Below are 13,466 nucleotides of genomic sequence, written 5' to 3'. Positions count from 1 at the left end.
TGCGATCTCCTTTTGTGAAGCCACTGTTTTACCAAACCAGCAAAATTTAGCAATCTATTAACACAATCTCTGCGCGATCCAGCGTGTGATCTCTCTCAATGCTTTGTCAAAATTCTGGTACACCGGGCTGAACGGTACCTCAAGCAATTTGCCATCCGCAGATGACGAAGTGATTAAGCGTGACTCCTCTTCGGGACTGAAGGGATCGTTTTTCCAGTACCCTGACATCATCGGCGTAGGGCAACGCCGTCCCAGCAACCCCTGCGTTTTTAGCGAGTAACGATTGAGTTCAACGCGCAGCGCTTCGTCTGATGCATCATGCATGCCAAGGCGGCTGGCCAGCACATCAAGGTACATTTCCGGCACGCGGCCCTGCCGGGTCGGATCGCTGAGCAGAGCGTGCACCACCGGGCCGAGACAGGCGACGGCCTTCAGGCGTGAAGCTTCAAGGTAAGCCAGACGCACGGCGACGTTGGCGCCAAAGCGGAAGCCAAATGCAGCAACACGCGTGTGGTCAACCCATGGAATGTTTTCCAGCGCTTTTAATGCATGCTGGTGCAGAAGACTCGAGTCCTGAGTCAGTTTCCATTTGGATGAAAAGCCAATTGATGGCATATCCAGCGTCAGCATCGCGATCCCTTTTGGTGCGAAGTAACGCTCATACAGGCTGTAATAGTCGATTTGCAGTGAATCCAGCCCGCCGCACATCAAAACGGTCGGGAACGGGCCTTCGCCTTCTGGCATATGCAGGAACCCGGTGACGGGCGCGCCACCCGGGATGGTAAACTCCAGCTCGCGCATCCGACCCGGTAAGCGTTGAGCAGCCTCTTCGTAGGCGCGATTCGCCAGCGCCTGAGCCTGCTCGGCCAGCTCATCACCTTTCAAATGCGGGTATGCGGCAATAGCATAGAGGTTGGCTGCATGCAGCCAGTGTTTGCCGCTGAGCGTGGCATCCTCTTCCTGGCTGGCTTTTTGCTGCCAGAGCATCGCCTGTTTAGACCATTCGTAGATCCAGTTTCCCCCGCGATAACCCACGACCGTATCGTAGAGTTCACTGTCGGTGCGCTCGGCTTCGCTCATCACGATACGCGCCTGCACATCAAGGATTTCACGGGGATCAATACCGCGCCAGATCCACATCAGACGGTTAATCATGCGGTACCAGTGGGGCACGTTTTTACCGTCTAACGCAGACTGGACGGCAGGCATGGTCCCCGGATTAAACCGGCGCACCAGTGTCGACGTTTCAGGATGTTTGAAACGGGGTTTGAAGAGAGTCTCGGTGAGATTCGCCTGCGTCATTACGTTGCCTCCATGAATACGTCATATAGAGACCATTGTAACGCGCGTCAGACTAAAAAAAACAACGCCCGGTATCACCGGGCGTTAAATAAGTGCGTAAGAGAATTAACGACCAGAGATTGGCGGTACGAATACCACGCCCATATCCCATGGCTGTTCAATCCAGGTATCCTGAGGGATATCAATCACGTAATCGTCAACCAGCGGACGGCCTGCTGGCTTCGCGAAGATGGTGACGAAGTGGGCTTTTGGATACATTTCGCGGATAGCCACCGCAGTACCGCCGGTATCAACCAGGTCGTCGATAACGATGAAGCCTTCACCGTCGCCTTCCGCACGTTTCAGCACGGTCAGCTCACGCTGGTTGTCATGATCATAGCTGGAGATGCATACGGTATCGACATGACGAATACCCAGCTCACGTGCCAGCAGCGCCCCCGGTACCAGACCGCCACGGCTGACGGCAATAATGCCTTTCCACTGTTCGGAAGGCATCAGACGCGCAGCCAGTTTGCGTGCGTGAATCTGCAACATGTCCCAGGTGACGACGTATTTTTCGCTCATGTGAAGTGTCCCAGCCTGTTTGTATACGGCTTAAAAAGTGTTCGAGGGGGAAATAGGTTGCGCGAGATTATAGAGATCTGACGCACTAAAAACCAGTGTTTAGCGCCCGGAGCCTGAGTTTTTACATGCTTTATGCTACCAGCCACCGGAGAAAGTGGTATTCTCAGTTGCATCTCGCAAGCCTGTCTTGTGGTAACTATTAACCTGCTAACCCTGTGACCTGCAACTCGCTTTGCAGGGCATCGACAAGGAGACTTATCGTGTCTGAACTGTCTCAATTATCTCCACAGCCACTGTGGGATATTTTTGCCAAAATCTGTTCCATTCCCCACCCTTCCTACCATGAAGAACAGCTTGCCGAACATATTATGGGCTGGGCGAAGGAAAAAGGTCTGCATGCTGAACGCGACCAGGTTGGCAACATTCTGATCCGCAAACCGGCGACCGCAGGCATGGAAAACCGTAAACCGGTTGTGCTGCAGGCGCACCTGGACATGGTTCCACAGAAAAACAACGACACCGTTCACGACTTCACCAAAGATCCTATCCAGCCTTACATCGATGGCGACTGGGTGAAAGCGCGCGGCACGACCCTTGGTGCAGATAACGGCATTGGTATGGCGTCTGCTCTGGCGGTCCTGGCGGACGACAGCGTTGAACACGGTCCGCTGGAAGTGCTGCTGACCATGACGGAAGAAGCAGGCATGGACGGCGCGTTCGGTCTGCAGGCGAACTGGCTGCAGGCGGACATTCTGATCAACACCGACTCTGAAGAAGAGGGTGAGATCTACATGGGCTGCGCCGGCGGGATTGATTTCATCACTACCCTGCCACTGTCCCGCGAAGCGATCCCTGCTGGTTTCCAGACCTTCAAGCTGACGCTGAAAGGGCTGAAAGGCGGCCACTCCGGTGGTGATATTCACCTGGGTCTGGGCAACGCCAACAAACTGCTGGCACGCTTCCTGGCTGGCCACGCGGCTGAGCTGGATCTGCGTCTGGTGGATTTCAACGGTGGCACACTGCGCAATGCCATTCCGCGTGAAGCCTTCACGACCGTGGCAGTACCCGCAGCTAAAGCTGACGAGCTGAAAAAGCTTTCCAGCGTATACCTGGATATCCTGAAAAACGAACTGTCAGCGAAAGAGAAGAACCTGACCGTGGTGCTGGAGTCCGTGACTACCGACAAAGCGGCGCTGACCTCCCCGTCTCGTGACGCCTTCGTTCAGCTGCTGAACGCGACGCCAAACGGCGTGATTCGTAATTCAGACGTCGCGAAAGGCGTGGTCGAAACCTCCCTGAACGTGGGCGTGGTCACCATGAGCGATGACAGCGCGGAGATCATCTGCCTGATCCGTTCGCTTATCGACAGCGGTAAAGAGTATGTGGTGAGCATGCTGGAGTCTCTGGGTAAACTGGCGGGTGCGCACACCTCCGCAAAAGGTAGCTACCCAGGCTGGCAGCCGGATGCCAGTTCGCCGGTGATGGCGCTGGTGCGTGAAACTTACCAGCGTCTGTTCAACAGTACCCCGAACATTCAGGTGATCCACGCTGGTCTGGAGTGTGGTCTGTTCAAGAAACCGTATCCGAACATGGACATGGTGTCTATCGGGCCAACCATTACCGGTCCGCACTCGCCGGATGAGCAGGTTCATATTGAAAGCGTGGGTCATTACTGGACTCTGCTGACTGAACTGCTGAAAGCGATCCCTGCTAAGTAATTCGCCGTATGATGCCCGGTAGCACGTTGCCTGCCGGGCTGACAAATCCGTCAGCTATAACCCCAATACCAGCTGCCGCTCCAGTTGCGGATCCAGCAGCGTTACGTGTAACCCCACCAGCCTCACTCCCCGTCCTGCCCGTCGTTCTTCCCAGGCTTTTCTCGCAGTGGCGATAAGATCGTCTTTATTCAGTCGCGGCCAGACATGCTCCTGCGTCGTCTGCTGGAAATCATTAAACTTCAGCTTAACGCCCTGACGGGCAATCAGCAGATCGGGTTTTACTTTCGCTAACCGCCGCTCCAGTTCGGGATAAAGTTGGTCAGTGATAATGACTTCACACTCGGACCAGTCATGGATGTCTTCCATCAGCGTGCGTTCAACCCCGACCGATTTACGCAGCCGCTCACTGCTCACGCTGCGCTCATCAATTCCCTGACTGCGCTCCCACAGCACGCGACCAAACTTACCGAAACGCTTAAGCAGCATGGCCAGATCGCTTCGCTGTACATCTTCACAGGTCCGTAATCCCATACTTTCCAGCTTTGCAGCAGACACTTTCCCCACGCCGGGGATTTTGCCGAGCGGCAGCGTTTTTAAAAACGCCGGAACCTCTTCCGGAGTGATGACGTACTGACCATCGGGTTTATTCAAATCAGACGCTATTTTGGCGAGGAATTTCACCGGTGCGACGCCTGCGGAAGCGGTCAGATTGAGCTCGTTGAAGATAGTCCGGCGGATCTCCTGCGCCATTAACGTTGCGGAGCCGTGGCAGTGCAGGCTGTCAGTGACATCCAGGTAGGCTTCGTCCAGTGACAGAGGTTCAATCAGCGAGGTATAGCGAGAGAAGATCTCGCGGATATGCAGGGAGGCTTCTTTGTAGGCGTCAAATCGGCCGTGCAGCAGTGTGAGATGAGGGCACAGCTTTAGCGCCATGGCAGTTGGCATAGCGCTGCGCACGCCAAATTTGCGCGCAGGGTAGTTGGCGGTGCTGATCACACCGCGCTGGACACGGCTACCGCCAATCGCAATAGGTATATCCCGCAGCGCCGGATTGTCACGCATCTCCACTGCGGCAAAAAAGCAGTCCATATCGACATGGATTATTTTGCGCATAGTAAGCCCTCACTCATCACTGGATAAGTATACAGTAAAGAAATGAGAGTTGAGAAGTGTGTTTCCCCTCTCCTCCAGGAAGAGGGTAAACACCGGACTCACTACAGGATCCGCCGGGCCTCGCGCGCCATGCGTTTTTTACGGGCGTCGCAGGGTTCGGGGCAGTCGCACACTTTTTCCATCCCGAGCGCGGAGATACCACCACAGCTGCCCTGAATGCTTTTACGCTTTATGATCCAGCCCAGAGACATGCCGAGTACAACAAGCAAAAAAACCGCGAAAGTTGCCAGAAACGTCAGCATCATCACCCCCCGAAGTCATCCAGCAGGATGTTCTCATCTTCCACACCCAGATCTTTTAGCATCTTAATGACTGCAGCGTTCATCACTGGCGGCCCACACATGTAAAATTCGCAATCCTCTGGCGCAGGATGCTGCTTGAGGTAGTTTTCATAAAGTACGTTGTGGATGAACCCCGTGTGGCCGGTCCAGTTATCTTCCGGTTGCGGATCGGAGAGGGCCACATGGAAGGTGAAGTTTGGGTTTTCACGCGCCAGTTGCTCAAACTCATCATCATAGAACATCTCTCGCAGCGAACGTGCCCCGTACCAGAAGCTGATTTTGCGCTTGCTTCCGAGGCGCTTGAGCTGGTCAAAAATGTGCGAACGCATCGGTGCCATGCCCGCGCCACCACCGATAAAGACCATTTCAGCCTCGGTCTCTTTAGCAAAGAACTCGCCAAACGGACCGGAGATGGTCACCTTATCACCCGGTTTCAGGGACCAGATATACGACGACATCACGCCCGGGGGTGCATCAGGCACATTCGGCGGCGGCGTGGCGATACGCACGTTGAGCATAATGATGCCCTTCTCGTCCGGGTAGTTGGCCATTGAGTAGGCGCGAAGCGTCGGTTCTTTAACGTCAGACACAAAACGGAAAAGATTGAATTTGTCCCAGTCGGCACGGTACTCATCCGGAACGTCGAAGTCCGCATACGCCACGGTGTGATCCGGGCACTCAATCTGGATGTATCCCCCGGCCCGGAACGGAACATCTTCCCCTTCCGGCACGCGCAGCTTCAGCTCTTTAATGAAAGTCGCTTTGTTATCGTTAGAGATAACTTCGCACTCCCATTTTTTGACCCCGAAGATCTCTTCCGGCAGCTCAATTTTCATGTCCTGGCGCACCGCGACCTGGCAGGCCAGACGGCAGCCCTCTTTCGCCTCACGCTTCGTGATATGCGCCAGCTCAGTGGGCAGAATATCCCCGCCCCCCTCTTTCACCGTGACGCGGCACTGACCGCAGGAGCCACCGCCACCGCAGGCTGAGGAGACAAAGATCCCGTTGCCGGAGAGCGTATTGAGCAGTTTATCCCCCGCCGGCGTGCGGATCTGGTTTTGCGGCTCACCGTTGATATCAATCACCACGTCGCCGGAATTCACCAGCTTCGCGCGTGCCGCCAGAATCAGCCCTGACAACACCAGTACAATCAGCGTGAACATCACCACGCCAAGAATAATTTCCATCTGTTAGCCCTTATAGCTGCACACCGGAGAAGGACATAAAGCCCAGCGCCATCAGCCCGGTGGTGATAAAGGTGATCCCTAAGCCACGTAAACCCGCAGGCACATTGGCATATTTCATTTTTTCGCGGATCCCCGCCATGGTGACGATAGCCAGCATCCAGCCGATGCCGGAGCCGAAACCATACACAACAGATTCACTGAAGTTGTAATCACGCTGAACCATAAACGAGACGCCACCAAAGATGGCGCAGTTCACCGCGATCAACGGCAGAAAAATCCCCAGCGCGTTGTATAGCGACGGGAAATACCTGTCGAGGATCATCTCCAGGATTTGTACCAGCGCTGCAATCACACCGATAAAGGTGATGAAGTTCAGGAAGCTGAGATCGACACCGTCTACCAGCGCACCGTCGCGCAGCACAAAGTTGTACACCAGGTTGTTAATCGGTACAGATAAGCCGAGCACCACCGTGACCGCAACACCCAGACCAAACGCCGTCGATACCTTTTTGGAAACGGCAAGAAACGTACACATGCCCAGGAAAAACGCGAGTGCCATGTTTTCAACAAACACCGCGCGCACAAATAAACTCAGGTAATGAGCCATCGTCGGTTACTCCTTTTCCTGCTGTTCTGGCTTCAGGGTACGAATCAGCCAGATCAGCAAACCGATAATGAAAAATGCGCTTGGGGCCAGCAGGAAGAGTCCGTTTGGCAGATACCAGCCGCCGTTTTGTACCGTGTCCAGCACCGTGATGCCAAACAGCTTACCGCTGCCGATCAGCTCGCGCAGGAACCCAACGGTCAGCAGGATAACGCCGTAACCGAGACCGTTACCGATCCCGTCCATAAAGCTCGCCAGCGGAGGCATTTTCATCGCATAAGCTTCGGCACGCCCCATCACGATGCAGTTGGTGATAATCAGGCCGACAAACACCGAGAGCTGTTTTGACGTTTCATACGCGAAAGCGCGCAGTAGCTGATCGACCACGATCACCAGCGACGCGATGATCGCCATCTGCACAATGATCCTCACGCTATTCGGGATGTGGTGGCGGATCATGGAGATAAACATGCTGGAAAATGCCGTCACCAGCGTGACCGCGACGGTCATGACCAGCGCGGTTTCCAGTTTTGTCGTGACCGCCAGCGCCGAACAGACTCCCAGCACCTGTAAGGTAATAGGGTTATTCGCCAGCAGCGGGCCAATGAGCACCTTTTTGACTTCTTTCAGTTCACCCGTATCAGCCATTGTTCAGCGCTCCTTCACGTACGTTTTTCAGGAAAGGACCAAAGCCCAGCTCGCCCATCCAGAAATCAAAACTGTGCTGCACCCCTTTTGACGTGAGCGTTGCCCCGGAAAGCCCGTCTACGGCATATTCGTCACCCGGACGCGCAGCCCCTTTCATCACCTTCAGGGCAGGCAGGCCGTTATCGTCGAGCACTTTCTTGCCGACAAACTGCGCGCGCCAGTTAGGGTTTTCAACCTCACCGCCGAGCCCCGGCGTTTCGCCCTGGTCATAATAGGTAATCCCTTTCACCGTGCGGCCATCCGTATCGAGTGCCACAAAGGCGTACATCATCGACCACAGCCCGTTACCGTATATCGGCAGCACGACCTCCTGCACCCGCTTCTGCTCATCGCGCACAAGGTAAATTTCGGCGAGGTTACTGCGACGCTTGATGCCAGCGGGATCTTGCGATGCCTCCAGCGTCAGGCTCATCTCAGGGTCTTTCAACGCCAGTGCCTGGTTAAATTTCGTCGGGTCTTTATCCAGCAACTGGCCGGTTTTTAAATCCACCAGACGCGCCGAAATGCGCTCCGCGAAGAGTTCAGCCACGTCGTCTGTACTCATCCCTTCCTGCATTAACCCGGCCACAGCCAGGATGTTGCGTTGTTTATCCAGCGCGCGCTGCTCCTGTTGCCGTGGTTTTAATCCCACGGCAGAGCCAGCCACGACAATGGAACAGACCAGGCAAAGGACCAGCACCACCAGCAGCGTTTTGCCGATGCTGTCGTTATTTTTGCTTTCAGCCACGCGCTTTCCTCCGCTTAATGTTGGCGCGCACGACCAGATAGTCGAAGAGCGGCGCAAACAGATTGGCAAACAGAATGGCCAACATCATCCCTTCCGGATAAGCCGGGTTGACCACACGAATCAGGACACACATCGCACCAATGAGCACGCCATAGCTCCATTTACCTTTGTCGGTAAAGGACGCAGAGACAGGATCGGTAGCCATGAACATCATGCCGAAAGCGAACCCACCCAGCACCAGATGCCAGTACCAGGGCATGGAGAACATCGGGTTGGTGGCGGAACCGATGAAATTAAACATCGTGGCTGTTAACACCATGCCAATCATTACCCCTGCGACAATGCGCCACGACGCAACACGTCCGAAGAGAATGATGGCGCCACCGAGTAAAATCATCAGCGTGGAAACTTCCCCAACAGAGCCGGGAATGTTGCCAATAAAGGCATCCAGCCAGGTCACGGGTTGACCCGTAGCGTTGTTAACCAGCGTTTCGCCCCCGTGCGCGGCCCACTGCGAAAGCGGCGTCGCACCCGAGAACCCATCCGCGGCCGTCCACACCAGGTCGCCCGAGATTTGCGCCGGATACGCAAAGAACAGGAAAGCTCGCCCGGCCAGCGCCGGGTTGAGGAAGTTGCGCCCGGTGCCACCGAAGATCTCCTTGGCAATCACCACGCCAAAACTGATCCCCAGTGCCGCCTGCCAGAGCGGCAGCGTCGGTGGAACAATCAGGGCAAACAGAATCGACGTCACGAAGAAGCCTTCGTTGATCTCATGTTTGCGAATGATGGCGAACAGCACTTCCCAGAAGCCCCCCACGATAAACACCGTGATGTAGATTGGCAGGAAGAATACGGCTCCCAGCGTCATCATGCTTATCCAGCCGGCATCGGCTGCAAAGCTGACGCCCAACGTCTGGGCCAGGCGGTAGTGCCAGTCCGACTGGATAACCTGAGCCAGCTGTGGGGCATCATATAAATGATGCAGCGCCGGAATGGTCTGCAGGCCAACGTTGTACATACCCCAGAACATGGCCGGGAAGACCGCAAACCAGACCAGAATCATCATTCGTTTGAGGTCGATAGCATCGCGGACGTGTGCCGCCCCTTTTGTGACCAGCCCCGGCGTGTAGAAAATGGTCGCCGTTGCTTCATACAGCGGGTAGTACTTCCTGAGCTTCCCGTGCGTAAAGTGCGGCTCTATTTTTTCAAAGAGGTGTTTTAAGCCCATCAGTTATCCTTCCTGCTCAATGCGGGTTAACACCTCGCGCAATACCGGTCCATATTCGTATTTTCCCGGACAGACATAGGTACAGAGCGCCAGATCTTCTTCGTCAAGCTCGAGGCACCCCAGCGCCTGGGCACTGTCGGTGTCGCCGGCCAGCAGATCGCGCAGCAGCAGAGTTGGCAGAATATCCAGCGGCATAACGCGCTCGTAGTTGCCAATCGGAACCATGGCGCGCTCTCCGCCGTGGGTGCTGGTCGAGAAATTAAAGAGTTTGCGACGCAGGAAGTGCCCAAGGGTAGTGCGGGTCACGGAATACTTCTCAGCGCCCGGCAGAACCCAGCCGAACAGCTCTTTCTCGCGACCTTCCAGAACCACACTGACCTGCAGGTGGAAGCGCCCAAGATACGCCTGCGCGCCAGCCGCATGACGGCCACTGAGCACCGAGCCAGAAATCAGGCGGTTTTCACCCTCTTTCGTTTCACCGGCAAGCAGTTCATTAATGTCCGCACCCAGCAGCGTTTTCACCAGGCGCGGATTTGCTGCCTGTGGCCCGCCGAGGGCGATCACCCGTTCAGCGCACAGTTCACCGGCGGTAAAGAGCTTACCAATGGCAATCACGTCCTGATAATTCAGATGCCAGACCTGTTTCGTCAGGCTCACCGGCTCCAGGAAGTGGATATGCGTTCCGACTAACCCCGCCGGGTGCGGGCCTGCAAACGCATTAAACGTAACTTGCCCCTGCGGATGGCCCCCGAGTTTGCCGCCGCCCGCCTGACAGACGTGGACCTTCCCCGAGGTCAGACGGGTTAACACGGTTAGCCCGGCATCAAACGCGTTACGCTGCGCCAGAATAATGGGCTCCGGGTCCGCGCTGAGCGGGTTGGTATCAATGGCGGTGACGAAAATAGCGGCCGGAAGCGTATCCGGAACAGGCGATTTGCTGAAAGGTCGCGTGCGAAACGCCGTCCACAAGCCGGACGCCAGCAGTTGTGCCTGAACGGCTTCCCGGCTCAGGGCGGCGAGGTCTGCTGCGTCGAAACGGGAAAACTCACGTTGTTCGTCGCCTTCAATACGGATAACCACCGACTGCAGGACGCGACGTTTACCGCGATTGATTGCCACCACGGTACCGCTCGCGGGGGCCGTAAACATAACGCCAGGATTTTTTTTGTCCTCGAAGAGCGCCTGTCCTTTAATGACGCGATCGCCTTCCTGCACCAGCATTGAGGGACGCATTCCCAGGTAGTCATCGCCCAAAATGGCGACATGGCAGACACTTGCGCCAGGCGAAACGTGCGGCTCGGGCACGCCTGCAATCGGCAGATCAAGTCCTTTTCTGATTTTAAACATGTGGTTAGCAAGCTTCCATGAACTTCAATCCAGAGGGGGCGAAGTGTACCATTTTCGCTGTTTTTCGGGCACCAAAACCTCGGTTGCAGGCGCTAAAGTGCGAGGTATTACGCAAAGTTCCTGGAGCCAACGCGATTTTGATGGTTTATAAAGTAAAACTAATTTGTAAACTCACCGCCCGGCTCTTGCGAAAATCTATGGCGGTGCTAATGTGAGCGCACCTAACAGAATAATCTGATTTCGGGTCTCTTTTGCCGTCCTGGCAATTTGGTCTTAGTTTTATCAAGGAACTAGTAGTATGCGTAAAATCGCATTGTTCATTGCGATGCTCCTGATTCCGTGCGTATCGTTTGCCGGGCTGCTCAGCAGCAATAGCTCAACCACGCCGGTCAGCAAAGAATATAAACAGCAGTTAATGGGATCACCGGTTTATATTCAAATCTTCAAGGAAGAACGCACACTCGATCTGTTTGTAAAAATGGGCGAGACATATCAGCTGCTTGATAGTTACAAGATTTGTAACTACTCCGGTGGTCTGGGGCCAAAACAGCGTCAGGGCGATTTCAAAAGTCCGGAAGGGTTTTACAACGTTCAGCGTAGCCAGCTAAAACCTGACAGCCGCTTCTATAAAGCCATTAACATTGGCTTCCCGAACGCCTATGACCGTGCCCACGGTTATGAAGGCAAATACCTGATGATCCACGGTGCATGCGTGTCTATCGGCTGTTATGCGATGACCGATACCGGCATTGATGAGATTTTCCAGTTTGTCACCGGCGCATTGGTCTTTGGTCAGCCGAACGTTCAGGTCAGCATCTACCCGTTCCGCATGACCGATGCCAACATGGCACGTCACAAGTACTCCTACTACGCGGATTTCTGGAAACAGCTGAAACCGGGTTACGACTACTTTGAGCAGACGCACAAGCCGCCGGTTGTCTCGGTTGTCGATGGCCGCTATGTGGTCAGCAAGCCGCTGAGCCACGAAGTCGTCCAGCCACAGCTGGCATCAAACTACTCGGTCCCCGAGACAAAATAAGACCCACTCGCCTGGCATAATCTTTTGCCAGGTTTCGTTGCCCGTCAGTGGCTGGGTCGCGATCACTGTGACCACATCATTCGGTGTGGTCTCTCGTTGAAAATCAATTTCCACATCCTGATCGAGCAGCTTGGCGACGCCAAACGGCGCGCGGCGCGTGATCCAGAACAGATTGGTCGAACAGAACGCCATCACATAACGCCCGTCAGACAGCAGCATGTTGAACACGCCCTTCTCACGCAGTTCTGATGCCAGCGACGCAATGTATTTGAAGACGGCGGTCATGTTGCCGGGCGTGCGTGGATAACGCTGCGTCAGCTTGTGCAGCAGCCAGCAAAACGCTTTTTCGCTGTCGGTCTCACCGACCGGACGGAAATTGCCCGTCTCCAGCGACTTATAGCCGGAGAGCTGGCCATTGTGCGCGTAGGTCCAGTGACGGCCCCACAGCTCGCGGGTGAACGGGTGGGTATTTTCCAGCGCCACTTCCCCACGGTTTGCCTGACGGATGTGGGCAATCACCGAGCGGGACTTAATGGGATAGTCCTGCACCAGTCTGGCAATCGGGGAATTAAAGCTGGGCTGGGGATCTTTGAATGTGCGACATCCTTTGCCTTCGTAGAAGGTAATGCCCCAGCCGTCTTTATGCGGCCCGGTGCCCCCGCCGCGCTGAACGAGCCCGGTGAAGCTAAAGCAGATATCGGTTGGCACATTGGCGCTCATCCCGAGCAATTCGCACATACATCACCTCCACAACAGCGGGGGCAATCATGCCCCCAGCGAAGTCTTACTTAACCATCTCTTTTTCGATCAGCTGGATCAGGATGTGGATCACTTTGATGTGAATTTCCTGAATGCGGTCAGCATAACCGAAATGCGGAACACGGATTTCGATATCCGCCGTACCGTCCATCTTACCGCCATCTTTACCGGTCAGGGTGATGACTTTCATCCCTTTTTCACGCGCTGCGGCAATCGCTTTGATCACGTTAGCCGAGTTTCCGGACGTCGAAATACCCAGCAGCACGTCACCTTCACGGCCCACGGCTTCAACGTAGCGGGAGAAGATATAGTCATAACCAAAATCGTTACTGACGCAGGAAATGTGGCTCACATCGGAAATCGCAATCGCCGGGTAGCCCGGACGGTTTTCACGATAACGCCCGGTCAGCTCTTCTGCAAAGTGCATCGCATCACAGTGGGAACCACCGTTACCACAGGAAAGCACTTTACCGCCGGCCTTGAAACTGTCGGCCAGCAGGACCGCTGCGCGCTGAATAGCGTGAATATTGGCATCATCTTTCAGAAAGTTAGCCAGCGTTTCCGCCGCTTCGTTCAGTTCGTTACGAATAAGATCCTGGTACATGAGGATAATCCTTCAGTATTGATGAAATAACACAGTGGAGTGTACCGGATAGCGGGAAAAGCGAGAAGCTAAAGCCATGCGAATCGTCTGGCGTTTTGCGTTTTCGTGCCGGCTTAAACCTGAACAATGTGAACCAGGTTGTAATTATTTTGTAAACACATTGCTAAAGGAAATAACATCAACTACAACCATATCATCACAAGTGGTCAGACCTCCTACAAGCAA

General features: G+C 54.8%; 14 protein-coding genes. 2 read left to right on the top strand and 12 right to left on the bottom strand.

Annotation, left to right across the window (positions count from 1 at the left end; translation table 11 throughout):
• Positions 1-57: 57 nt before the first annotated feature.
• Positions 58-1,302 (bottom strand): esterase FrsA, encoded by a 1,245-nt coding sequence (frsA, locus tag L462_RS23070; protein ID WP_014168767.1) that lies wholly within the window; start codon positions 1,300-1,302, stop codon positions 58-60.
• A 105-nt stretch (positions 1,303-1,407) separates the two neighbouring features.
• Entirely contained in the window at positions 1,408-1,866 is a 459-nt protein-coding gene (gene gpt / locus L462_RS23075) for a xanthine phosphoribosyltransferase (protein WP_010427903.1), read from the bottom strand.
• 260 nt (positions 1,867-2,126) lie between these two features.
• Between gpt and pepD the strand changes: the two genes are divergently transcribed.
• Positions 2,127-3,584, top strand: a complete 1,458-nt coding sequence (gene pepD / locus L462_RS23080) for a cytosol nonspecific dipeptidase (protein WP_032677472.1) — start codon at positions 2,127-2,129, stop codon at positions 3,582-3,584.
• Between the two features lie 54 nt (positions 3,585-3,638).
• Here the strand turns inward: pepD and dinB are convergent, their stop codons facing one another.
• From dinB to L462_RS23120, 8 genes are all read right to left on the bottom strand, one after another.
• Positions 3,639-4,697, bottom strand: a complete 1,059-nt coding sequence (gene dinB / locus L462_RS23085; RefSeq protein WP_032677471.1) for a DNA polymerase IV — start codon at positions 4,695-4,697, stop codon at positions 3,639-3,641.
• Between the two features lie 101 nt (positions 4,698-4,798).
• Positions 4,799-5,002 carry a (Na+)-NQR maturation NqrM gene (gene nqrM / locus L462_RS23090; RefSeq protein WP_020882787.1) on the bottom strand — a complete coding sequence of 68 codons (204 nt, stop codon included), beginning with the start codon at positions 5,000-5,002 and terminating at the stop codon, positions 4,799-4,801.
• Entirely contained in the window at positions 5,002-6,225 is a 1,224-nt protein-coding gene (nqrF, locus tag L462_RS23095; RefSeq protein ID WP_020882788.1) for an NADH:ubiquinone reductase (Na(+)-transporting) subunit F, read from the bottom strand. The genes nqrM and nqrF overlap by 1 nt, the downstream gene beginning before the upstream one ends.
• A 10-nt stretch (positions 6,226-6,235) precedes the next feature.
• Complete coding sequence (gene nqrE, locus L462_RS23100; protein ID WP_014168762.1) at positions 6,236-6,832, bottom strand: NADH:ubiquinone reductase (Na(+)-transporting) subunit E; 597 nt, start codon at positions 6,830-6,832, stop codon at positions 6,236-6,238.
• Positions 6,833-6,838: 6 nt separating this feature from the next.
• Positions 6,839-7,477 carry an NADH:ubiquinone reductase (Na(+)-transporting) subunit D gene (locus L462_RS23105; RefSeq protein ID WP_014168761.1) on the bottom strand — a complete coding sequence of 213 codons (639 nt, stop codon included), beginning with the start codon at positions 7,475-7,477 and terminating at the stop codon, positions 6,839-6,841.
• Positions 7,470-8,264 carry a Na(+)-translocating NADH-quinone reductase subunit C gene (locus L462_RS23110; RefSeq protein WP_020882789.1) on the bottom strand — a complete coding sequence of 265 codons (795 nt, stop codon included), beginning with the start codon at positions 8,262-8,264 and terminating at the stop codon, positions 7,470-7,472. Before L462_RS23110 ends, L462_RS23105 begins: the two co-directional genes overlap by 8 nt.
• Positions 8,257-9,492, bottom strand: coding sequence for an NADH:ubiquinone reductase (Na(+)-transporting) subunit B (locus tag L462_RS23115; RefSeq protein WP_020882790.1), 1,236 nt, complete (start codon positions 9,490-9,492; stop codon positions 8,257-8,259). The genes L462_RS23110 and L462_RS23115 overlap by 8 nt, the downstream gene beginning before the upstream one ends.
• 3 nt (positions 9,493-9,495) lie before the next feature.
• Positions 9,496-10,839: a Na(+)-translocating NADH-quinone reductase subunit A gene (locus L462_RS23120; RefSeq protein ID WP_032677470.1), complete on the bottom strand. Its 1,344-nt coding sequence runs from the start codon at positions 10,837-10,839 to the stop codon at positions 9,496-9,498.
• Between the two features lie 298 nt (positions 10,840-11,137).
• Here L462_RS23120 and dpaA point away from each other — a divergent pair, with 298 nt between their 5' ends.
• Complete coding sequence (dpaA, locus tag L462_RS23125; RefSeq protein WP_014168757.1) at positions 11,138-11,878, top strand: peptidoglycan meso-diaminopimelic acid protein amidase; 741 nt, start codon at positions 11,138-11,140, stop codon at positions 11,876-11,878.
• On the opposite strand, the gene L462_RS23130 is transcribed toward dpaA, so the two are convergent.
• Both L462_RS23130 and lpcA read right to left on the bottom strand, forming a co-directional pair.
• Entirely contained in the window at positions 11,849-12,616 is a 768-nt protein-coding gene (locus L462_RS23130) for a class II glutamine amidotransferase (protein WP_014168756.1), read from the bottom strand. The two genes, dpaA and L462_RS23130, sit on opposite strands and share 30 nt — an antisense overlap.
• A gap of 46 nt (positions 12,617-12,662) precedes the next feature.
• Positions 12,663-13,241, bottom strand: coding sequence for a D-sedoheptulose 7-phosphate isomerase (gene lpcA, locus L462_RS23135; protein WP_014168755.1), 579 nt, complete (start codon positions 13,239-13,241; stop codon positions 12,663-12,665).
• Positions 13,242-13,466 lie beyond the last annotated feature (225 nt).

The organism is Enterobacter sp. BIDMC 26 (genome assembly GCF_000534435.1).
GTDB lineage: Bacteria > Pseudomonadota > Gammaproteobacteria > Enterobacterales > Enterobacteriaceae > Enterobacter > Enterobacter ludwigii.
This window is presented reverse-complemented; position numbering and strand designations above follow the sequence as displayed.